The 21,637-nt window shown below is 35.7% G+C and carries 29 protein-coding genes; 13 read left to right on the top strand and 16 right to left on the bottom strand.

Going from position 1 to position 21,637, the window contains the following annotated elements; all coding sequences use genetic code 11:
• Positions 1 to 85 precede the first annotated feature (85 nt).
• The 4 genes from DEU39_RS24785 to DEU39_RS12290 all read left to right on the top strand — a co-directional run bounded on the left by DEU39_RS24785 (position 86) and on the right by DEU39_RS12290 (position 2,454).
• Positions 86 to 220 (top strand): hypothetical protein, encoded by a 135-nt coding sequence (locus tag DEU39_RS24785; RefSeq protein WP_262696573.1) that lies wholly within the window; start codon positions 86 to 88, stop codon positions 218 to 220.
• Between the two features lie 155 nt (positions 221 to 375).
• Positions 376 to 594 carry a hypothetical protein gene (locus tag DEU39_RS12300; RefSeq protein ID WP_147367588.1) on the top strand — a complete coding sequence of 73 codons (219 nt, stop codon included), beginning with the start codon at positions 376 to 378 and terminating at the stop codon, positions 592 to 594.
• Positions 595 to 799: 205 nt separating this feature from the next.
• A complete protein-coding gene (locus DEU39_RS12295; protein WP_062673885.1) occupies positions 800 to 1,375 on the top strand; it encodes a Crp/Fnr family transcriptional regulator in 576 nt (191 codons plus the stop codon).
• 59 nt (positions 1,376 to 1,434) lie between these two features.
• A complete protein-coding gene (locus DEU39_RS12290; protein ID WP_120232105.1) occupies positions 1,435 to 2,454 on the top strand; it encodes an NAD-dependent epimerase/dehydratase family protein in 1,020 nt (339 codons plus the stop codon).
• Between the two features lie 14 nt (positions 2,455 to 2,468).
• On the opposite strand, the gene DEU39_RS12285 is transcribed toward DEU39_RS12290, so the two are convergent.
• From DEU39_RS12285 to DEU39_RS12240, 11 genes are all read right to left on the bottom strand, one after another.
• Positions 2,469 to 3,092, bottom strand: coding sequence for a hypothetical protein (locus DEU39_RS12285; RefSeq protein ID WP_120232104.1), 624 nt, complete (start codon positions 3,090 to 3,092; stop codon positions 2,469 to 2,471).
• Positions 3,093 to 3,185: 93 nt separating this feature from the next.
• A complete protein-coding gene (locus DEU39_RS24780) occupies positions 3,186 to 3,317 on the bottom strand; it encodes a VOC family protein (RefSeq protein ID WP_262696572.1) in 132 nt (43 codons plus the stop codon).
• Positions 3,318 to 3,479: 162 nt separating this feature from the next.
• Complete coding sequence (locus DEU39_RS12280; RefSeq protein WP_120232103.1) at positions 3,480 to 4,211, bottom strand: class I SAM-dependent methyltransferase; 732 nt, start codon at positions 4,209 to 4,211, stop codon at positions 3,480 to 3,482.
• A gap of 251 nt (positions 4,212 to 4,462) precedes the next feature.
• A complete protein-coding gene (locus DEU39_RS12275; protein WP_062673898.1) occupies positions 4,463 to 4,876 on the bottom strand; it encodes an SRPBCC family protein in 414 nt (137 codons plus the stop codon).
• 2 nt (positions 4,877 to 4,878) lie between these two features.
• Entirely contained in the window at positions 4,879 to 5,382 is a 504-nt protein-coding gene (locus DEU39_RS12270; protein ID WP_062673900.1) for an SRPBCC domain-containing protein, read from the bottom strand.
• Between the two features lie 36 nt (positions 5,383 to 5,418).
• The gene (locus DEU39_RS12265) at positions 5,419 to 5,739 is read right to left on the bottom strand and encodes an ArsR/SmtB family transcription factor (RefSeq protein WP_047378845.1); all 321 of its coding nucleotides are present in this window, start codon (positions 5,737 to 5,739) and stop codon (positions 5,419 to 5,421) included.
• Positions 5,740 to 5,901: 162 nt separating this feature from the next.
• The gene (locus tag DEU39_RS12260; RefSeq protein ID WP_202967943.1) at positions 5,902 to 6,102 is read right to left on the bottom strand and encodes a YqaE/Pmp3 family membrane protein; all 201 of its coding nucleotides are present in this window, start codon (positions 6,100 to 6,102) and stop codon (positions 5,902 to 5,904) included.
• Between the two features lie 27 nt (positions 6,103 to 6,129).
• Entirely contained in the window at positions 6,130 to 6,513 is a 384-nt protein-coding gene (locus DEU39_RS12255; RefSeq protein WP_120232102.1) for a tetratricopeptide repeat protein, read from the bottom strand.
• 50 nt (positions 6,514 to 6,563) lie between these two features.
• A complete protein-coding gene (locus DEU39_RS12250) occupies positions 6,564 to 6,983 on the bottom strand; it encodes a DUF1801 domain-containing protein (protein ID WP_120232101.1) in 420 nt (139 codons plus the stop codon).
• Between the two features lie 92 nt (positions 6,984 to 7,075).
• Positions 7,076 to 7,492, bottom strand: a complete 417-nt coding sequence (locus tag DEU39_RS12245) for a hypothetical protein (RefSeq protein ID WP_120232100.1) — start codon at positions 7,490 to 7,492, stop codon at positions 7,076 to 7,078.
• A 13-nt stretch (positions 7,493 to 7,505) separates the two neighbouring features.
• The gene (locus tag DEU39_RS12240) at positions 7,506 to 9,554 is read right to left on the bottom strand and encodes a M3 family metallopeptidase (RefSeq protein ID WP_120232099.1); all 2,049 of its coding nucleotides are present in this window, start codon (positions 9,552 to 9,554) and stop codon (positions 7,506 to 7,508) included.
• Positions 9,555 to 9,767: 213 nt separating this feature from the next.
• Here DEU39_RS12240 and DEU39_RS12235 point away from each other — a divergent pair, with 213 nt between their 5' ends.
• From DEU39_RS12235 to rimM, 7 genes are all read left to right on the top strand, one after another.
• Positions 9,768 to 10,298, top strand: coding sequence for an SRPBCC family protein (locus DEU39_RS12235; protein ID WP_062673913.1), 531 nt, complete (start codon positions 9,768 to 9,770; stop codon positions 10,296 to 10,298).
• Positions 10,299 to 10,446: 148 nt separating this feature from the next.
• Positions 10,447 to 10,896 (top strand): hypothetical protein, encoded by a 450-nt coding sequence (locus tag DEU39_RS12230; RefSeq protein WP_120232098.1) that lies wholly within the window; start codon positions 10,447 to 10,449, stop codon positions 10,894 to 10,896.
• A gap of 108 nt (positions 10,897 to 11,004) precedes the next feature.
• Positions 11,005 to 11,640 carry a DoxX family membrane protein gene (locus DEU39_RS12225; protein ID WP_120232097.1) on the top strand — a complete coding sequence of 212 codons (636 nt, stop codon included), beginning with the start codon at positions 11,005 to 11,007 and terminating at the stop codon, positions 11,638 to 11,640.
• Between the two features lie 44 nt (positions 11,641 to 11,684).
• Positions 11,685 to 12,194, top strand: coding sequence for a nitroreductase (locus tag DEU39_RS12220; RefSeq protein WP_120232096.1), 510 nt, complete (start codon positions 11,685 to 11,687; stop codon positions 12,192 to 12,194).
• The gene (locus DEU39_RS12215) at positions 12,195 to 12,779 is read left to right on the top strand and encodes a hypothetical protein (RefSeq protein ID WP_120232095.1); all 585 of its coding nucleotides are present in this window, start codon (positions 12,195 to 12,197) and stop codon (positions 12,777 to 12,779) included. It begins immediately after the preceding gene.
• 114 nt (positions 12,780 to 12,893) lie between these two features.
• The gene (locus tag DEU39_RS12210; protein ID WP_120232094.1) at positions 12,894 to 13,460 is read left to right on the top strand and encodes a 30S ribosomal protein S16; all 567 of its coding nucleotides are present in this window, start codon (positions 12,894 to 12,896) and stop codon (positions 13,458 to 13,460) included.
• 14 nt (positions 13,461 to 13,474) lie between these two features.
• Complete coding sequence (gene rimM / locus DEU39_RS12205) at positions 13,475 to 14,017, top strand: ribosome maturation factor RimM (protein ID WP_062673923.1); 543 nt, start codon at positions 13,475 to 13,477, stop codon at positions 14,015 to 14,017.
• A 56-nt stretch (positions 14,018 to 14,073) separates the two neighbouring features.
• Here rimM and DEU39_RS12200 read toward each other — a convergent pair whose 3' ends face one another.
• From DEU39_RS12200 to DEU39_RS12180, 5 genes are all read right to left on the bottom strand, one after another.
• Positions 14,074 to 15,729: a serine hydrolase domain-containing protein gene (locus tag DEU39_RS12200; RefSeq protein WP_120232093.1), complete on the bottom strand. Its 1,656-nt coding sequence runs from the start codon at positions 15,727 to 15,729 to the stop codon at positions 14,074 to 14,076.
• A gap of 96 nt (positions 15,730 to 15,825) precedes the next feature.
• Positions 15,826 to 16,740, bottom strand: a complete 915-nt coding sequence (locus DEU39_RS12195) for a helix-turn-helix domain-containing protein (protein WP_120232092.1) — start codon at positions 16,738 to 16,740, stop codon at positions 15,826 to 15,828.
• Between the two features lie 167 nt (positions 16,741 to 16,907).
• Positions 16,908 to 17,747: an SDR family NAD(P)-dependent oxidoreductase gene (locus DEU39_RS12190; protein WP_120232091.1), complete on the bottom strand. Its 840-nt coding sequence runs from the start codon at positions 17,745 to 17,747 to the stop codon at positions 16,908 to 16,910.
• A gap of 246 nt (positions 17,748 to 17,993) precedes the next feature.
• Positions 17,994 to 18,800: a helix-turn-helix domain-containing protein gene (locus DEU39_RS12185; protein ID WP_120232090.1), complete on the bottom strand. Its 807-nt coding sequence runs from the start codon at positions 18,798 to 18,800 to the stop codon at positions 17,994 to 17,996.
• Positions 18,797 to 19,726, bottom strand: a complete 930-nt coding sequence (locus tag DEU39_RS12180; protein WP_120232089.1) for a helix-turn-helix domain-containing protein — start codon at positions 19,724 to 19,726, stop codon at positions 18,797 to 18,799. The genes DEU39_RS12185 and DEU39_RS12180 overlap by 4 nt, the downstream gene beginning before the upstream one ends.
• 189 nt (positions 19,727 to 19,915) lie before the next feature.
• Here DEU39_RS12180 and DEU39_RS12175 point away from each other — a divergent pair, with 189 nt between their 5' ends.
• Positions 19,916 to 20,554 carry a hypothetical protein gene (locus DEU39_RS12175; RefSeq protein WP_062673935.1) on the top strand — a complete coding sequence of 213 codons (639 nt, stop codon included), beginning with the start codon at positions 19,916 to 19,918 and terminating at the stop codon, positions 20,552 to 20,554.
• 2 nt (positions 20,555 to 20,556) lie between these two features.
• The gene (locus DEU39_RS12170; protein ID WP_120232088.1) at positions 20,557 to 21,630 is read left to right on the top strand and encodes a fatty acid desaturase family protein; all 1,074 of its coding nucleotides are present in this window, start codon (positions 20,557 to 20,559) and stop codon (positions 21,628 to 21,630) included.
• Positions 21,631 to 21,637: the final 7 nt, after the last annotated feature.

The following is a 21,637-nucleotide window of genomic DNA, read 5'->3' as shown; positions in this document are numbered from 1 at the left end:
AATATCAGAGTGGATATAAATCATATTTTTAAAATTAGAACAATTGTTCTAATTTGATATCTTTGCAGTATCAAATCTTATGACAATGGAAGGTAAATCAAAATTCAATGATGAGTTGGCAGAAAGTACTGATCAAGAAACCCAAAAAGATCCCGGGGAAGTTATATCAAAAATACTGCAGGTTATTCTTGGAGTAATAATGGCTGTTTTGCATATGTGATGAATAAACGAATTTCCTTTTGGTTCCTACTGGGACTGGCAACATAGGGAATTATTATTCTGCTGAGAACAAACGGAATTGTTATTCCCGTTATCAATGACCATTTTACAGATTGTATTACAATTCCCATGTATTGTTATCTGATAGAACATATCATGAATGGAATTCTCGGTTATCAATGGAAACCTGATTTGAAGTTTGTATTGACCTCAGTGCTGTATCTCTCTTTTTTGTTTGAAGTGATCTGTCCCAAACTATCAACTCATTTTACCGGAGATTTTTTTGATGTGCTGGCTTATGTTGCAGGAGGAGTAGGGTACTATCTTTTTGTAGTAAAGCAGATACATAAAAAAGCCAGCAGTTCTGCATCGTAAAAGGAGACTGCCGGCTGTGTTATAGTTTTTATCCTGGTTCAATAATTATTTTTACTGCATTTGGAGTAGCAGTTTTCTTTCGGTTATGTATAAAAGACAATTATTGAATGCAAGATGTTACATGGATAGGTGACTATTTTTTAAACTTGTAATTATTGAAATTTTCTTTTGGTATTTTTGTATAGGATTAAAAATATTCACTTCAATGCACGACAAGCTTTTACAATATATGTGTTCTGGTCATGATTTTACCCTGGAAGAAACTGAAGCAGTCAGGAAATATTTTGAGCCTGTAACATTTTCAAAAAATACAATAATAGAAGAGGCCGGGAAAATCCCCGAATACCTTTACTATATCATTGAAGGTTATATTAGGCTTTTTTATATGGATGAGAATGGAAATGAAGTGACTACGCATATCAATTGTCCACCGGGATTTTTTACATCTTATTCAGATTTTACCAACCAGACCCTTTCTGAAAATACTATAGAATCCATCACTAATTCTGAGCTTTTAAGAATTTCCAAAGAAAACCTGGACCAGCTGATCAGCCAAAGCCAGGCTATGAAAGATTTCAGTATTTCGGTTTTTCAGCAGTCGATTACCTATAACGAAAAACGTTCCAGAGAATTATCTGTTTTGAATGCTGAACAACGATATTTGAAACTGATGAATGATTATCCCGAAATTATTCAGAATGTTCCTATTCAGTATATCGCCTCATTTTTAGGAATGAAACCGGAAAGTCTAAGCAGAATCCGGAGAAAAATAATTAACTAACAAAAGTCAAGTGGTTCCGGTTTCTGGAAAATGAACTTTGCAAGATTAAAATTTATGCAATGACAAAAAATAATCTAAGCCTTGTTTCAGGAGCCAATGGACATCTGGGAAATAATTTAGTCAGATTCTTACTAAAACAAGGGCTTCCGGTACGGGCAGCTGTAAGAAATACAGAGAACAGAAAACCTTTTGAAGGATTGGATTGTGAGCTGGTGCAAGCCGATATTACTGATAAGACCTCTTTTTTAAAAGCACTTCAGGGAGTAGAAACATTTTACGCGGTAGGGGCTTCTTTTAAATTATGGGCTAAAGATCCTAAAAAAGAAATCTATGACGTGAATATCAAAGGTACCCGAAATACCATCGAAGCAGCGGCAGAAGCAGGTGTAAAAAAAATAGTGTACGTAAGTTCTATTGCAGCACTTAATTATACCCACTTGCCTACAAAAGAAAGTAAAGGTTATAATCCAGATCGTAGAGATATGTATTATAATTCTAAGAATGACGGGGAGAAGTTGGCTTTTGAGCTGGCTTCAAAACTGGGAATAGAACTGGTTTCAGTGATGCCTTCTGCGATGATTGGAAGTAAGGCATTTTTACCATTAAATGTTTCCTACGGAGTTCTCAAATTAATTTTGAATAGAAAAATTCCGGTAGATACTAAAATTACCCTGAACTGGATTGATGTAAAAGATGTTGCGGAAGGATGCTATCTGGCAGCTGAAAAAGGACGCTCCGGTGAACGTTATATTCTTGCCAATGAAAAATGCATGACAATCACGGATACCACCATTCTTGCCAATACCCTTTATCCGGAGCTGAAACTGAGTATTCCACGTGCCGTTCCCAAAGGGATCCTGTTTACGATTGCTGGTATCATGGAATTGACCGCAAAGCTGAGCAGAAAGCCACCGGTACTTACCCGAAAAGATATTGCAATGTTTTCAGGATTACAGCAGGATTTTGATATTTCCAAAGCCAGAAATGAACTGGGATTCAATCCCAAAAGCCCTGAACAGGCTGTGAAGGAAGCATTAGATTACCTTATGAAAAACCCTGAAATGTTGATAGAGGCGTGAAAAGCCTCTTTTTTTTATTGATTTTCCAGTTTAATAATAGAACCTTTATAAAACTTGGTCAGATCATAGAGATCATTAAAATAGTGCTGAAGATCCGGAATGATGTTGGGATCAAAATCTTTCACCCCGCATTGGTCTTCTGCCAGAAGGTATAAAGACTGGTTATCCGGTTTCAGATATTCACAAAGGATATTATCAGGATGCTGTTTTCTGTTGACCATTTCTGTCAGAAAAATTCCGTAGATCAGAAACTGATTGAAATTTTTAGAATCCACAATATAATTCATGTCCTGTTTCAGCAGTTTTTCATAGTCCGAAAGAATCTGAAGAAAATTCTCAGCATGAACATTTGTTGGAATTTCATAAAAAAGATCTATACCATTGATGAAAAGCTGTGTTTTGGTCTCCTCATGATCTGAAGAATAGACTTTATGAAACCATTGAAAAATAAGCAAAAGTTCTTCCTGTGTAAGTGCTTCTACAGAATCCTTGATTTTTTCTTTAATGGTTTCAAGGGTGTTTTTCGCTTCAGGCTGAAGAAATTTCAGAATATTTTCTTCTTCACGGCTCAACTTATTGTACAAATTAATTTTGGCAATAGTTGGATTGGTCTTGATGAAATAAAGTTCTTCCGCCATAGTTCTTTACCCAGTTGGATTTCAAATGGTTGTTTAAATATACAAAATATGCGGTAATTCTGTTAAAAAAATAATATGCAATAAATGGTATGGCTATTTTACGGTTTCATGCAGTGCAATTCTGTTTCCTTCCGGGGCTTCAAACTCTGCTACAGCAAACCCATATTTTTCGTCAATTCTTTTAGGATAAAGAACCGAACCACCATGGTGAACGGCTTTCTCCAATTTTTGATCACTATTCTCTGTATGTTTTTTGTAATGATCTATATTCTTAAAGTTCCGGACGATGTTCTTCCGAATGAAAAACAGAAAATGATATTGTTTTTTTAGTATTTCTTACATCATCAGATAATAAGGGGAATGCATGCGGGAATTTCTGGTTGAAAATTATTTTTCAGCTGAAATGAGCAACATCATTGGTCTGCGGAGTTCCTCTTTCATCTCCGGAATTTCTTTCAACATCTCTTCGCCTGGTTGAGGTTCAATAACTTCTTTGATTTTAAAACCAGCTTTTAATAATATATTTAAATAAGAAGTTAAAGTGCGGTGGTATTTAATGACATTTTCACCCAGAAAAGTTGTATTCCTTTTTCCTTCTATAAAATAACGGTCTACCGGCCAGCAGATTTTTTCACCATTTTTATCATATATCCAGTCCTGACCACCTTCTGCAGTGAATACAGGATGTTCTACTGAAAATACAAAAGATCCGCCGGGTGTGAGCCATTTATAGATATTTTGAGCAATACTATCGAAGGATTCTACATAATGTAAGGTGAGAGAACTGAGTATGATATCAAATTTTTCAGCAGGATAATCCACTTCTTCCAGAGCTATTCTTTCATATTGAATTCCAGGCAGACTATTGATTTCCACAGCTTTTGCCAGCATTCTTTCTGAAAGATCAATTCCGGTAACCGTTTTGGCTCCGTTTTCTATAGTGAAACGACAATGCCATCCGAAACCACATCCTAAATCCAGAATGTTTTTTCCATGAAAATCCGGCAGCATATTTTTGAGAGTATGCCATTCTCCAGCTCCTTCCAATCCAATCTGAGAACGGAGCATTTTTTCATACTGGTCAAAAAATGATGGATGGTCGTATTTATTTTCTTTCATAGCTTTCCAAAAAATGTGGTTCTTTAATTAAAATCATTTTGATTTTTTCTGAATGATCCTCTATCCTTGTCAAGGTTCTAACCCTTGACTTATCACAAGGATTAAAGAAGTTTGTAGTTTTTTACTATCAATCCTTCAGAGTTTGAAATGTAAATTTACAACAATATCAGATTTCAGAGATTTCTGATCCCAGAAAAATAAAAGCTGAATGTAAAACATCCAGCTTTTATCAATTTTTGATTGAAATATTTTTAATTGGCTTCCGCATACTTTTTGAAATTATCAAGAATTGCCTGCCAGCCTCCTTTCTGCATTTCTTCAGGATTCTGGCTTTCAGGATCAAAAGCTACATGTACATGGGTTTGGCCATTGTTTTCTTTAAAGTCAACATGTACCTGTCTTCCGTCCGGCATGGTATAAGTAAAGTTTTCACCATCTTTTATTTCATTGTAAATGGCTTCAAAGTCGAAACCGAAACTTCCGTCTTTGGCTTCCATTCTCGCTGCATATTTTCCACCTACTTTCATATCATTGGAAGCAGATGGGCATTGCCATGAAGGATCAGCAAAGTTCCATTGAGTGATGTGTTCAGGATGGGTGTAATAATTCCATACTTTTTCTGCATCTGCACTGATGATGGCAGAAACTGTGATTTTGTGGCTCATTTTTATGGGTTTAATGTTAATAATAATTCGTCAAGCTTTTCAAGAGTAGCCATCATTCCCTGTTCCATTCCCATTTCGATAATGGTTTCCAGATCTGCTAAGGATTGATAGGTCACAATAGTTTCTACAAGGGTATTCTCATTTTTATCCGTGAAAGATACTACCCATTCTGCTTGAGGAAGATCTATATTGATTTCTCCCTTTTCATTGCAAAACGCATCACTTGAAGTATAAGAATCAATTGGATTGATCTTGTGATAGCCAACCCAGCTCCAGTATTCTTTTCCGTCAGGTTCTACCATTGCATAATGCCAGTGTCCACCTTCACGGAATTCCATAGATTTTGTTTTGGTAGTAAATGGTTTGGGAGCGAACCAACGATCAAGAAGGTCACTTTTCGTGTAGCAATCCCATACCAATTGTCTGTTCGCCATAAACTCACGTCTGATGGTTAAGGTGTTCTTTTCCTTATCTGCAAGGAAATCGAACTGAAGAAGATGTTTCATATTAATATTTTTATAGTTTGGTTGTCGTATTAAACTTTATTTCTGCTGGCTTTTCAAAGTTGCCAGTAACGTGTCAAGCTGTTCGAAACGGCTTTCCCATATCTTTCTGAACTGTTCCAGCCAATGGTCTATTTCTTTCATTTTATCAATTTCTAGAAAGTAATAAATTTCTCTTCCCTGATGATTTTGAGTCACCAATTCACACTCTGTCAGAATTTTCAGATGTTTTGAAACGGCCTGTCTGGTCGTATCAAAATGCTCTGCTATGGCATTGGGCGTCATCGCCTGTACTGCGATCAGTGCAATAATAGCTCTTCGTGTAGGATCTGCTATAGCCTGAAAAATATCTCTTCTCATAGATGATGATTTTAAATGAAACTATATGGTTGCAAATATATGTGCAACTTTTCGGTTTCGCAATTTTTTTTGATGAAATTTATAAATCAGAAACTGAAAAACAATAGATAATGTTTATTAATTGATTTTAAATCAGGTGTTTGTAGTAGGCTTGGGTAAGTTTTATCTTTTATTTTCCCGCATGGCTTTGATCAATCGGTCATTTCTTTTGTCTGCTCTTTCATTATTTAAAGAAAGTACAGCCCAGATTGCCGCAGGAAGCCATCCGATCAGAGTGATCTGTAAAATAAGGCAGATAATTCCGGTGAAAACTTTTCCACGGACCATGAAAGATAAGAAGGGAAGTAAGATGGCTAATAACATGATTTTAAGTTTTTAATTAATTTGATTTTACCGGGACTGAGGATCAAAATACGCTTTAAAAGTGAGAGGATCTTCCGTTTTATCCTCTGCTTCTTCTAGATATTCCAAATACTCTTCCTGATGTTTCTCCATATAAACAAGCACAATAGCGAGATTTACAAAAAGATTTTTGTCTTTTGAACCCAAATCTAATGCCGTTTTTAAATACTCCAATGCCTTTTCATTTTCTCCCATATCCGAGTAAATAGCCCCAATATTGATTAAAGCCGAAGTGTTTTCAGGCTCAATCAATAAAATTTCATCTAATTCTTTAACCAACAGATCATTTAAAGTATCCCAATGGTCTTCATTTTCCCATCTTTTAGCCTGAAGTTTTTTTACGTTTTCTAATCTTGTTGTTATCGTACTCATTATTTAAAATTACAGAATGGATGTTTACTATAAGGTGCAAATTTAGCTTTTTACTCTTTAAGTCTATTCAGTATGGCAGCTTTCAGGATTTCAATGTTGATATCTTTCAACGCTTTGAATTTAATACAATATCCTGTTACACTGGCTTTCCCTATTTTATCTCCATATGTTTTGGCTAAATAGACCTTATCACCGATATTCATAATGTAGATAGAAATTCCTGTGGTATTGGCACTCATTCCAATCTGATAAAAATCTCTGGTTTTTCCATCTGCATACTGCATGGTATATGATCCATATCCGATATTGGGATTGGAAACGGTTTTATTTTCACTGTTTTTACCATCCAGAAACCACAGCTGGCATTCCGGGATGAGCTCCACAATAATATTGTGGAGTTCCTGCATATCATTGCGTTTCAGTTCCGGCTGACTGTTGATGTAGCCCTGGATTTGTTCTTGAATGGTCATAGATCAGGAATTGATTTTGAAATTATCGAGCAACTAATTTAAAACAAAAAAGAACAGCGATTACTGTTCTTTTTTATTATATTTTTCCTGATTTATTGAATCAGTTCTTTCATTGTTTTCTCTGTTTTCATCAGTTCACCTTGTGGAATCTGATGATGAAGATAAGTGAAAAGCAAATTGGCGACCCAGCTGTTTTCAATCTGATGAATGTAGTAAGAGCAAATCAAACCAAAATCATCCGAAATATAAGCCGGAAGATCTGAAGAACCGGTACTTCTGAATGTGGAAACAAAAATCTCCTTTCGGATATCACTTATTTTGTCTTCCGTTTCCTCATCAAAAGGCTTTTCTTCAATCATCTGGTAAGCTTTCATCCATTCATCAGAAAACTCTGCAGAATCTCTGTTGTCAAGAATTTCATCAATCTTTTCCGGAGTAATATGGTCAAGAGCTGTTTTTAAAGATTGATTAAAAACAGCTTGCAGTATGTTAATTTTTTCTGTCGTCATCACAGTCTGTATTCTATCCAAATGCTCTTTTCAGTAAGCTTTCCACTTTTGGTTCACTGCCTCTGAAATTTTTGTAAAGCTCCATCGGATCTTTCGTTCCCCCTGAAGAAAGCAGTACTTTATATTTGGCTGCAATCTCAGGATTGAAGATTCCGTTTTCTTTGAAATACTGGAATGCATCGGCATCCAGAACTTCCGCCCATTTGTAAGAATAATATCCTGCGGAATATCCTCCCTGGAAAATGTGGGAGAAACTTGGACTCATTGCCGTTTCAGCGTTGGAAGGATAAAGAGTGGTTGCTTTGGTATATTTGTCTTCAAACTCTTTTACGCTTTCGTTCTCCAGTTCTGCCACTTTGGTGTGATAGTTCATATCCAGAAGTCCGAAACCTAGCTGTCTTAAAGTCTGATATCCTTCCATAAAGTTTTTAGACTGCTCAATTTTTTCAATTTTCTCGTCAGGAAGTACTTCTCCGGTTTTATAATGTTTTGCAAACGTTTTTAAGAATTCCGGCTCATAACAGAAGTTTTCCAGAAACTGTGACGGAAGTTCCACAAAATCCCATTTCACAGAAGTTCCGGAAAGAGTAGGATATTGAGTATCTGCCATCATGCCGTGAAGCGCATGTCCAAACTCGTGGAATAGAGTAGTCACCTCCTGGAAAGTCAGTAAACTAGGTGTATCTTTTGTCGGTTTGCTGAAGTTGCAGACAATTGAAATATGCGGACGGGAATTTTCACCGTTTTGTTTGTACTGATTTTTGTAGCTGGTCATCCATGCACCGGCTCTTTTTCCCTTTCTTGGAAAATAATCAACGTATAATAATGCCTTATAATCAGATTCTGTCTTTCCTGTACTGGAAACTGCTATAATTTCTTTTACTTCATATACTTTTACATCGTCGTGGTATTTTGGAATATCATTTCTTTCCTCAAAAGTCAGTCCGAAAAGTTCTCCAGCCAGTCCGAATACAGCATCCTGTACCTGGTTTAATGGAAAATAGGGTTTTAGTTCTTCATCATTAAGATCGAATTTCGCCTTACGAAGTTTTTCAGCATAGAATGCATGGTCGTAACCTTGCATTTCCTCAATTCCGTCAGCTTTTGCTAAAGATTTTAATTCTCCAATTTCCTTATCAGCATAAGGTTTTGCTTTGGTAAGAAGTTCATTTAAAAAATCGAAAACTTTCACCGGAGACTTGGCCATTCTTTCTTCAAGAACGAAATCAGCGTAGTTTTTATATCCTAAAAGTTCAGCTTTTTGTTGTTTTAAATTCAGAAGTTCTTTAATCAAATTCTGATTGTCAAATTCTCCACCATCGAAAGACTTTTTGCCATTGGCTAAAGCCAGTTCTTTTCTCAGTTCACGGTTTTCAGCATAGGTCATGAATGGAATATAGCTTGGATACTGTAAAGTGACTACCCAGCCTTCAAGATTCCTTTCTTTCGCTTCTTCCGCATATTGATCAATGATCGCCTCAGGAATTCCTGCAAGATCTTCTTTATTAATGATATGTTTAAAATAAGCATTCGTAGAAGCCAGTACATTCTGTCCGAACTGTAAAGATTTTAAAGAAAGATCCATGCTGATTTTCTTTAATTTTTCTTTGTCTTCCTCATTCAATAAGGCTCCGCTTCTTACAAAACCTTTGTAGGTTTCATTCAAAAGCATTTCCTGCTCTTCATTCAGATTATATTTTTCCTTTTCATCATATACTTTTTTGATTTTGTTGAAAAGGGCTTCGTTTTGAGAAATTTTTGAAGAATATTCCGTTAAAATTGGTGAAACCTCCTGTGCAATCTGTTGGATTTCGTCGCTGGTTTCTGCAGAATTTAAGTTGAAAAAAATATTGGAAACCACATCCAGCTGCTCTCCGGAATATGCCAATGCTTCAATGACATTTTCGAAAGTAGGGGTTTCAGGATTGTTGACAATAGCCTCAATTTCTGCTTCAGATTTTTGAATTAACTCTTTAAATGCAGGAAGATAATCTTCATTTTTAATAAGGTTAAACGGTGCTGAATGATATGGTGTGTTAAATTTTTCGGTTAAAATATTCATTTTTTGATCTTTTTATATAAGGTAAATGTAATGATTCATCGGGAATCACAGCTGAAATGCTCAAAAATAATGCCTTACTGGCAAGTTATGACAAAAATACCTTATCTTTAATTAATCTTGTCATATGGAAAGAAGGAGTGATATGGGAATATTTAATTTTGAAAACAGATTTAAAAGTCATCATTAAAATAAATAACCTTAAATATATAGACTATGAAAACACTCTTAAAAATTATCGGTATCATCATCGTACTGATTCTTATCTATGCTGTCATTGCTGTGCTGGCTTTCAGTAAAGACTATCACTATGAAAAATCTGTTGTCATCAACGCACCTCAGGAAAAAGTATGGACTTATACGGGGAACTTAAAAGGATATAACCAATGGGATCCTTTCTCCAAAGCCGATAAAAATATTGTGATTACCTATTCAGGAGAAGGAGATAAATTAGGAGATTCTTATCACTGGAAGGGTGATAAAAATGTAGGGGAAGGTGAACAATCTATTACCGAACTGATCCCTAATCAGAAAATGGCGACAAAACTTCACTTTATAGAACCTTTTGAAGGAGATGCAAAAGCTAATATTGTGCTGACTCGTGAAGGGAATGGAACCAGAGTAACCTGGATGATAGATAATGAACTGAATAGTATGATGAAGATTATGAAGCCTATGATGGATAATAACATGGATAAAATGTTTGGCCAGGGTCTGGATAATCTTAAGAAATTAGCCGAAAAATAATAAGAAAGCCTTGTAAATTTTGCAGGGATTTTTTATGAGAACCTATTATTTGAATAAATCATATTTCTCTTTATTTTGTTATCGTTTTTGTATAAAGTCAAAGAAATATTATTCTAAAAATATTATCTTTATATAAAGAATAGATTGTATGGAGAAGATTGTATTTGAAAAAAGTGATATCAGAGACTTTGTGAAGACCACCATCGCAGAGAAAATTGAGAAGCTTAAAAACTTTATCGAATTTACCATGGAAGCCAGCCGTGACATCAAAAAAACTCCGAAATATGACAGCATGAGAGAAGAAATGCAGGAGGAAATTTATCAGATGCAGCGGCAACTCGGCGCATTGAATGATCTTAAGAGGAATATGGCAAAGGTTCTGAATACAGCTACAGAAAGGGTACAGCTCGGTTCACTGGTGATTACCAATAAAGCCAGGTTCTATATTTCTGTGTCGCTGGGAGAGTTCTTTTTTGAGGGCGACAGATTCTACGCTATTTCTCCGGAAAGCCCCATGGCCAGAAAAATGATGGGAATGAGACCCGGAGACGAGTTTACCCTGAATAAAATCCATCAGAAGATTGTAGAGGTATTGTAAATAAGATTCTGCAGTATCATATAGTTATTCATCTTAATAAGATTAACTTCAGATTTATATTTGAAGTTTTATTTTTATTTAGTACCTTGCTATGCAAAATACTATACTATGAAATTTGAACAATTAAGAACAGGCAGAATTAATCAGTGGATCATTATTCACCTTCGTTATCTCGTAGGCTCTGCTTTTTTTCCATCAGGTTTAATAAAGCTTATGGGAGAAAGGTTTACCAGAATTTCAGCTGATAACCCAATCGGATACTTTTTTGAAGCTTTATATCAATCCGGATTTTATTGGAATTTTTTAGGACTGGCACAGGTGGCAGCCGGAATTTTACTGATGACACAGCGCTTTGCAACATTGGGTGCATTGATGTTTCTGGCTATCTTGAGTAATATCTGGGTTATTACCCTCAGCCTTTCCTTTTCGGGGACCTGGATAATCACCTCCTTAATGATGGTTGCCGTACTGATATTGGTCATTTGGGATCAACATAAACTGCTTCCTGTTTTTAATTACAATAAAGCAAGTACCGTGAAGGAATATCCTGATCCCGATAACAGATGGATCATTGCCGGGGTAGTATATTCCATAAGTTTTATTGTGTTATTTATGCTGAACCCGGCAAAAGGGGAAGTCTATGAAAAATGGCTGGGTATTCTGATTGCTTTAATCATTGCCGCAACATTTATCATAAGCAATTATCAGGCGTATAAAAATCGTAAACTGGCTATACATCCTTAACATTTTAAAATGAAGATTGAATTTCATGTTGTAAATTTGCAGGTATGAGTAAAGCAACCATTTTAAAAGAAATTATAGAGGAGAGAAGAAGTATTTTCCCGAAAGATTATACAGACACAGAAATATCTCAGGAAGTTTTGGAAGAGATTGTAAATTCTGCCACGTTTGCTCCCAATCACAAACGTACTAAGCCATGGCGTTTCAAAATATTCAAAGGAGAAGAAAAAGCACAGCTGGCAGCAGAAATGCAGGCTATCTATAAGACCGTTACTCCAGAACAACTTTTTTTAGAAAAAAAATACAACGATATCGGTTTTAAAATCAATAAAGCCAATGTTGTGGTTTCTATTGTTGTCAACTTCAGCGGTATGGTTCCGGAATGGGAAGAAATAGCAGCGACTTCAATGGCGGTTCAGAATATGTATCTTAGCTGTACAGCAAATAATATCGGGTGTTACTGGAGTTCTCCTAAAATCGTGGACGAGCTGAAAGACTCTCTGACCATTGAGGAAAACCAGAAGTGCCTTGGACTTTTCTATATGGGAACGGTGTAGATGAAGAATATTTACAGAAATTATAATGAAGAAGATCTTCATGCTGCCTATCTTCATATGACTGATCATACTGGTAAAGTCAATGATGAACTGCGGGAAGCCATCAGTCAGCAATTCAATTATGATGAATTTGTAAAAGCAGCAGAATACAGGAAAGTTTTAGTCAAAGAAAAAGGGAGAATCTCATTTGAAGTACACAAAAGGGTACAAAAGGGAGAAAATATAGATGTTATCCTTGAAAATATTTCTTCAGAAATGATTAGCAGCAGCGATTTAAAGATTTTTATTCTGAATAAATTTGATCAGTTTTCAAAAGTCAAAGAAAATGATAAGATAGATGAGAAAATCATTTTTAAAAGTCTTTTAGGGCTTATCATAGCTTCTGTAACCGGGAGTCTTTTTTTTAAGGCTGTGCTTACATCTACCGGGCAGTTTTCATTTTTTCTACTGGTGCCTGCGTATATCATCAACTATTTGGTGATCTATGGGATTACAGGAAAAACAAGAGATAATTTTGTTGTTTTTATGGCAGTTTTAATTTCTGTGATTATTTCAACAGTATTCTCTTTTGCACTGATTAGTTAAAAAATAATGAATTTTATAAAACTTTTTACTCAGAGCTCTTTACTTCAAACTTTTTTACTATCTTTGCACTCTTAAATATTTAACTGGGACGAGTTCCCGTAAAATTCAAACATTATGTCAGTAAAAATCAGATTACAAAGACACGGTAAAAAAGGAAAACCTTTTTTCCACATCGTGGTTGCAGATTCTAGAGCTAGAAGAGATGGTAGATTCATCGAAAAACTAGGTACTTACAACCCAATTACTAACCCGGCAACTATCGAATTGAACGTTGATTCTGCTGTAAAGTGGTTAAACAACGGTGCTCAGCCTACTGATACTGCTAGAGCTATTCTATCTTACAAAGGTGCTCTTTACAAAAAACACTTACAAGGTGGTGTAGCTAAAGGTGCTTTTGACGAAGCTGAAGCTGAAAAAAGATTCAATGCTTGGGTAGAAGCTAAAGATGCTAAAGTACAAGGTAAAGTAGAAGGTTTAGCTACTGCTAAAGCTGATGCTAAGAAAGCTGCTTTAGATGCTGAAGTAAAAGTAAACGAAGCTAGAGTTGCTGCTGCTGCACAAGCTGAAGCTGATGCTAAAGCTGCTGAAGAAGCTGCTAATGCACCTGCTGAAGAAGTTGCTGCTGAAGCTACAGAAGGAGAAGCTCCTGCTGCTGAAACTGAAGAAAACACTGAAGCTTAAGAACAAAACCTGTTATGCGTAAAGAAGATTGCTATTTTTTAGGAAAAATCACACGCAGACATGGACTTGCGGGTAACGTGATCCTTAAATTGGATACCGATCAACCCGAGCTTTACAATAAATTGGAATCAATATTCGTTGAAATCAACGGATTATTGGTTCCATTTTTTATTGAAAAATCATCATGGAGCAAACTGGATGCTCTGAATCTTGCATTCAAAAACTCTTCTGAAGCGATGGTAGATCAGGTATTGGGTAAAAGTGTTTACCTTCCACTTGCTTCACTGCCTAAACTTTCAGGAAAACAATTTTACTACCACGAAATCATCGGATTTGAAATTTTTGACCAGAATGACAACAACTGTGGAGTGATCAGATCAGTAAACGATCAGACAGCACAGGTGTATTTCATTACCAATCTGGATGGAAAAGAAGTGGTAATTCCTATGATCAAAGACTGGATTCTTGCAGTTGACAGGGAAGAAAGAACAATCAAAATGGAACTTCCTGAAGGTCTTATTGATGTATTTCTGGTTCCTTCCAAAAAAGACGAATAGTATTGCAATAAGCAATAAGCTATTCTTTCTCACTTTTCTACATTACTCATTACTGATTATTCATTACTCATTTTTAAGGCGGGTAAAAGATAATCCTGTACTATTTTTTCAGATTGCTGGTGTGCGTAGGGCTTGTTGTAGGCTTGCGCTGTAATTACTATGACAACTGGTATCTGAGTGAAAATAATAATTTTATTTCCCCCATTTCCACTGGATTGGAAAGCTTCATAACTTTTGTTTCCCACAGTATAAACTTTTTTCCAGAATAAATATCCATATCCTTCAAAATCAGGATTGTCTGTGAAGTAATTGGTGAAAGATTTCTGAATCCATTCTTTACTCAATAGGATTTTTCCACTCCATACGCCATTATTTTGATATAATTGCCCGAATTTTGCAAAATCAAGTGCTTTCATGCGAAGTCCTCCTGCCAATGAAGGCTTTTGCTGGGGTGTAAACTGCCATTTGTAATTTGTAATTCCAAGAGGTTGAAACAACTTTTGATCGGCATAATTTTTTAATCCCTGTGGAACAGTTTTATCCAGAATATCTCCGGATACTACTACTCCTGCTGTGAAATAACTCCAATTTTTACCAATGGGATTTTCCGTCATAGGAAGATCCAGAGTAAACTTTACCCAATTTTCAGTAGGGTACATATTTTCTTCATTTCCGGGAGATTCGTAGTTCTCATCGTTTCCGTCAAACCCTGAACTCATTGTCAGTAAACTTTTGATAGTGACATTATCTTTTTGAGGAGAATAGTTTTTAAAGAGCTTCAGGTCATAAAATTCACTCAGTTTCTGGTTTTCACTTTTTAAATATCCTTCTTTAATAGCAATCCCCATTAAAGCTGAAGAAAAAGATTTTCCTACCGATCGTGTGTCCTGCAAAGAGTCTCTTCCGGATCCGTTGAAATATTCTTCCAGAAGAAGCTTTCCTTCTTTTATAATGACAATTCCGGTGATATTTTTGAACCTGTTCTCTGCAATTTTCTTATTCAGAGTTCTGATGCTTTCCGTATTGATTCTTTCCTGTGAAATATTCCAACCACTATTGGACTGAATAGGTTGAATGGCGATTTGCTGCTCTGTAGTGTTTTGAGCAGGAACCGTAAGATTGATTTGTCCTTCTGCAATGACTGATCCCGTTTGGATCGTAGAAGTATTGATATAAGGTCTGATTTCAATTTTTAAAATATGATTTCCTGCTGTCAGCGCATCAATTCCGTTATGAGCCATATAAAAACGCATCCATAAATACCTTCCCCAGGAATCTTCATTTTTGCTGCTGAGAAGAGGAATTCGTAAGCTGGTTTTGAATTTTTTATGGTCGGAAGTTCCCGCTCCTGTATTGAGATTTTCCTGATAAATAAGTTTTCCGTCTACATAAAATGAGAACTGATAATTTCCTTTTTTCAGCAGTTCATCCACAGAAAGAAGGGGTTCAAGCTGATGCAGATAATTAACCAGAGAGTTATCAAAGAAGGCATGAATACCAAGATCACCATTTTCCTGAAATATTGCAGAATTAAGAATATCCGAATCTCTCAGATTTTCCGTGGCTATGTTTTGGCTTAGAAAAACAATTTTTCCGGAATATTTTTTCTGAATTGGATTCTCTGTTTTTTCAACATTGATTATATCTTTTTTACTTTGTCCCTGATAGAAATAAAATGTGAAAATAAAGATCAATAATAGGATTAGTTTCATCTTAAAGAAGTATTTAAACAAAAATAATGAACTTCCTTATCACAAAATAGAATGAAATTAACATTGCTATTTTATAATGATCATTTCAAAGCAGTGCTAATTGAAAAGCTTTCTGAATTCTCCTGGTGACTGATTTGTTTTTTGCTTAAAAAGTTTGCTGAAAGACTGCGGATGCTCAAATCCCAGCTCATAAGCAATTTCACTTACGGATAAACTTGTAGTGCTTAATCGTTCTTTGGCAGATTCAATTAATTTATTCTGAATATGCTGTTGTGTATTTTGTTGGGTGTGAAGACGTAAAAGTGTTCCCAGATAATTGGGAGAAATATTCATCTGTTCAGCAATACACTTCACTGATGGAATCCCGTTTTCAAGGAGACTTCCGCTTTCGAAATATTGAGAAAGAATGTCTTCAAATTTGTATAACAATTCATGACTTGATTTTTTTCTGGTGAAAAACTGCCTTTCATAAAAACGGTCAGAGTAAACCAGTAATAATTCAATCTGGGTAATAATCAGTTCCTGTGTGAATCTATCGGTATTGGTCTGATATTCACGTTCAATGTTTTTAAAAATATCAACCAGGATTTTCTCTTCTTTATCAGAGAGGAAAAGAGCTTCTTTTACCTGGTAGCTGAAGAAGTCATACGATTTTATTTTTTTGGTTAATGAAGTATTCCACAGAAAATCGGGATGAATCAACAATAAAAATCCTGTAGGCTCTACTTCTACGTCCGGGTTGATTTCAAGACTTAAATATTGCTGCGGTGAAACAAAACACAGCACTCCTGAATTAAAATCATATTGCTGATGCCCGTAATTGAATTTTGGAGTGACATTTTTTTTCAAACCAATGGAATAAAAATTCTGAATCCACTTCAGTTCCTCATTTTCTACAACATAACGAACCTTGCTGTAATCGATCAAACTGATCAGCGGATGCTCAGGATTCGGAAGACTGCAGAAAGCATGAAAATCTGATATAGAATTAAAACGAACAGGTTGTTTCATAGAGCGAAGTTAGTTGTTTTTATAAAAAGTATAATACATTTCAAAAAGTCTTCGGCTCAGCTCAGACAGACTTCTCTAAAATTTTATATTTAATCCATGCATATAAATTAAAACATTCAGTATTAGAAATGTCATCCTGAGCGGAGTCGAAGGATATGATTATCATATTAAATTGCAGTAGAAACAGTAAGACTTTCCCATTGCTCAGCGTCTTTCTTTAAAATATCAATTTTGTTATTGAGAAATTCTATGGTTCCTACCCCTAATAATAAATGGACCGGAGGATTTTTCTCTTTACTGATCTGGATCAGAACATCGGCTGCTTTTTCAGGATCATTAGGCTGGTTTCCATTGATTTCGTTAAGGTGCGCCTGTTCCGAATTTCTTGCAGCTTCATAAGCCTGAATAGGATTTGAAGGCGTTTTCACAGAATCTTTGGTTAAGAAATCGGTACGGAAATATCCGGGATAAACAACCGTAGCATGAACTCCGAAGTCTTTTACTTCCTCTGCCAGCGCTTCCGTAAATCCTGCAACGGCAAATTTCGTAGAACAATAGATTCCCCAGCCTGGAAAATTAGCAGAGTATCCACCAACAGAAGAAATATTGAAGATGTTTCCTGATCTTTGTTCACGCAGATAAGGCATGGCATTTCTGATCACATTTAAGGTTCCGAAAACATTCACTGCATAATTTTCTCTTGCCTCTTCATCTGTCAGTTCTTCCAGCGTTCCGATTTGTCCATAGCCTGCATTGTTGACCACCACATCAATGCGTCCGAAGTGATGAACTGTTTTTTCAATGGCAGATTTGATGTCATTATTGTCTGTGATGTTGGCGCTAAGCGGAAGAAAATTTTCTGAAGTTTCTCCGATGGTGGAGATCAGGGATTCAACAGTACGGCTAGTAGCTGCAACCTGAAACCCTTCGGATAGTAATTTTTTTACCAACTCGAATCCTAATCCTTTTGAAGCTCCTGTCACGAACCATACTTTTTTTGTTTCCATTTTTAAATATTTTTTTGTTTAAATGATGGTACAAAGATGGAAACTTACGAAAAGGTAAATGTAGCCGAATCGGGGAATGATGTATCCAAATCGTGAATGGTGTTATTTAACGCGTGTCATTCTGAATGAAATATAATGAAGAATCTCAAACAATTGATGAATAACAAGATTCCTACCTTTTTAGAAATCGCAGATTGACCGTAGTCTATGACAAAATCCAAACCCCTCTTTAATTTCAAACAACTTTCAATGATTTTTCAGAAGATTTCTGTATTTCAGCGGTGTAATTCCTATATTTTCTTTGAAGCAGCGTGTAAAATGGCTTTGATCTGAAAAACCGCACCCTAATGCAATATCCGTTAAAGAATGGGATGAAGTGAGAAGTTCAAGAGACTTATTGAGTTTTAATTTTCTGAGATATTCACTCAGATTACAGTGGAAATATTTGTGAAAATCTCTGCTGAGATGAATAGGATGGATGTTCAGGGTTTTGGAAAGTTCTTTGAGATTAAGGCTTTCCGTAAAGCTTTCATGTAGAATTTCATTAATCTGTCCTACCCATAAAGGTTTTCTTTCTGTGCTTTCTTTTTGTTGGGTCAACTGGCTGAAAAGATGTAGCAATAGTTGATTAAAAGCCAGTTCAAGTGAAATATCATCACCTTTGGTTTCTTTGAACATCTGATAAACCAATAGTTTTAAAGCCGGATCTTTTATGTTAAAACTGCCTTCCACTTTACTTTTCTGAATATCAAACCGGTCAAACCAACTTTGTGAAAGCTCAATATGAAAGCCTCTTGTGAAAATATCCGGTTTAATATTATAATGCGGATCTTCCAAATGATGGTACAATAATGTTCCGGCAGAACAGTCGTAGGCTTCCTTTCTGTTTCCTTCCGTCATATTCCCCTGAAGAAGAAAAGTGAAATAAGCATTTTCATGATAATGCCAGTCTACATAAGAATGAGTATACTCCGTATCGGTGATGGTCAATCCTTCTAAATTGACCCTTTGATTGGTGTCTCCAAAATATTCGCCGTTACGAAGTGTATTCATGATAAATTTTGTTTTAATCGGTCAATCTGTTCATACATTTTATTAAAAAACATTTTCCTTTCTCTGTTTCCTGATTCATTAAGTGATCTGGAGTTCTTGATCTGATGCTCAAAATAGCTCAGCGAATCTTCACACGTTATTTTATCATTGGTCATCATATATCCGAACATGCTGAAAGGTACAAAAAAGGAACATTGTTCTTCATTTTTGAATAGAATAGCGTTGTTTAAAATGACTAAATCATTCACATAGATCTGAAAATTATTTTTTTCCAGTGTTTTAATTTCCAGTCCTACCAGTAACTTTTTCAGGTCTTCCAGAATAAGATCTGCATCATTCTTTTTCAATAATCCCATTTCATAATAAAACGAAATTTGTCTCAATGCACTCATAATGGTGGTATCATTCCAGATTTCCGTTACGTTTTGTTTGTCGTAAAGATCTTTCAGCATTTCATTTTTTACAGAATGATATTTCATTGTGAACTCGTCAAACGGACTTAAAAATTTATCCTGGTTCAACAAATTCATCCAGACATAAAACTTAAAACGGGACAGAACAGAATCTGAAATGGTATAGAAAAAAGGGATGTCTTTTGCGGAATAAAATACTTTGGAATTATTGATATTCTGAAAAACATTCAAAATCTTCAAGGAGTTCTCGAAATAGTTTAAAAGATCTTCGGTCGTTTTTACAGGTTGTGTTCTCTTAACGACTAATTGATTTTCCGTTCCCAGAAACTGATCCAGTGAGATCTGATAGTATTTGGCAAGCTCCAGAGCTTCCTCAAAACTGAACTTGGCTTTCAAAGAAGTCCTTCTGTGAGCCGCATCATAGCTGATATTAAGAATGTTGGCAATCTCGTCATTTAAAGATTTCTCCCCTATTTTTCTTCGGATTTCTTTCAGCAGAGCTTCCTGGTGCATAGTTTTGTGATTTTCACAAATGTAGTGTTTTTTGTGGAACCACTGAGAGTAACTTCCAGCCTCCTTCTTCAGGCTTTCAACCCGTATTTTGTGATTTTCGCAAACACGATGTTTTTTTTAATTTTTTTTCACATTCGGAACTGGAGCTTCTGCGGATAATTTTGAACTGTAATTTTAAAACAACGAGTTATGAAAACACGAATTATATTATTAACAGCAGTTCTTTTAGTCAATAGTCTGGTTTATGCATCAGATAATCTGAAAGTGGATTCTTTGAAACCAAGACTGATTGCAGCTTCACCTTCAAAGACTACCAGAAATGTCAACGGAATTTTATTTAAATATTTTGACGAGGAAGAATATTTTAAGCCTAAAAAAGTAAATGGCTTAGCCATGGGATTCAATTTTGTAGGAATTTTTCTTCCGCCATTAATGCTTTTCAATTTACAACCGCCAGTTAACGATGATTATGTAATTGTTCCCCGCGAAAAGATGAATACCATTAACGGACTTCAGCTGTCGCTTATTAACCTGGAACCCACTGTTACCAATGGTTTGGAGATTAATGTTTCAAGTAATGTCAATACGTATGCAGTGACTAACGGAATGTCTGTTTCTCCGTTTTTTAATCTGCATCATGAGATGAAAGGGGTTTCTGTAGCGCCATTGGCGAATATCGGGCAGAAATGCCGGGGAATACAGATCGGTTTGTACAATCAATGTAAGGATTTCCGTGGAATACAGATTGGAGGATGGAATGAGAACGGAAGAAGGAAACTGCCTTTGATCAACTGGAATTTTAAGAAACAGAAAGTAAATAAAAAGTGATTATGAAACCCAAAATCAGATTTAAAAAAGCAACCTCTTCTTTCTACTCGGAATTGCGTAAAGAGGTGGATCTATTGCTGACGGATGAAGTGATGAAAAAGGCCGGAAGATTGATGATCATAAAATTCCTGTTGTATGCTCTGGCCTTTCTGCTTCTTTATGCTAATCTTTTCAATCCTTATATATCAGATAAGAACTGGCTGGTAACTTTGAATTATATTGCTTTAGGACTTACCGGAATATTGCTGGCTTTTAATTGTGCTCATGATTGTGTGCACAATACATTCTCAAAGTATAAACAACTCAACAGGATTATTTACTATATCACTTTTAATTTGCAGGGCGTAAATGCAAGACTGTGGAGGAAGAGGCATATTGCTTCTCATCATGTGTTTCCTAATGTGGATGGCTGTGATGCTGATATCGATGATAATATTTTTTTGCGCTTGTCTGTACATCATCCCAAAAGAAGAATCCATGCCTACCAACATGTATATGCTACTGTGCTGTATTGTTTTTACACCTTGCATTGGATTATGATCAAAGATTTTATGTATGTAAGGAAGAAAGACCTGGCTAATCTCAGAAATCAGAAACATTCTATTCTATCTGTAGCAGAAGTTATCCTGCTAAAATTAGCTTACTTCGGCTATATGCTGATGTTGCCAGTGCTTTTTACAGATATTTCGGTCATGACAATTTTCATCTCTTTTATTATCATGCATGTGACCATTTCACTGTTTTTTGTTCTGACCCTGATTATTTCTCATCTGAGTCTTGAAACTGATTTCCCCCAGGCAGATGAAAATGGATATCTGCCATATGATTATTATGAGCATCAGTTAGCCGTCTCTCTGGATTATCATCCAACCTGCAGTTTTGCCAACTGGATTTTCGGAGGGTTCAATTCCCATGCGGCGCATCATCTTTTTCCAGGTTTGCCACACACAGTCTATACCATTATTACTCCTGCCATCAAAAAAGCAGCTGCCAGAAACAATTTTCCATACCATGAGAAAAGTATTGTGAATGCCGTGGCTTCACACTATCAATACCTGAAACAATTAAGTAAATAATCAAGCC

The sequence above is a fragment of the Chryseobacterium sp. AG363 genome (genome assembly GCF_003610675.1).
Classification (GTDB): domain Bacteria; phylum Bacteroidota; class Bacteroidia; order Flavobacteriales; family Weeksellaceae; genus Chryseobacterium; species Chryseobacterium cucumeris.
The sequence above is the reverse complement of the archived record's forward strand: the minus strand, read 5'-3'. Positions and strand labels throughout refer to the sequence as shown.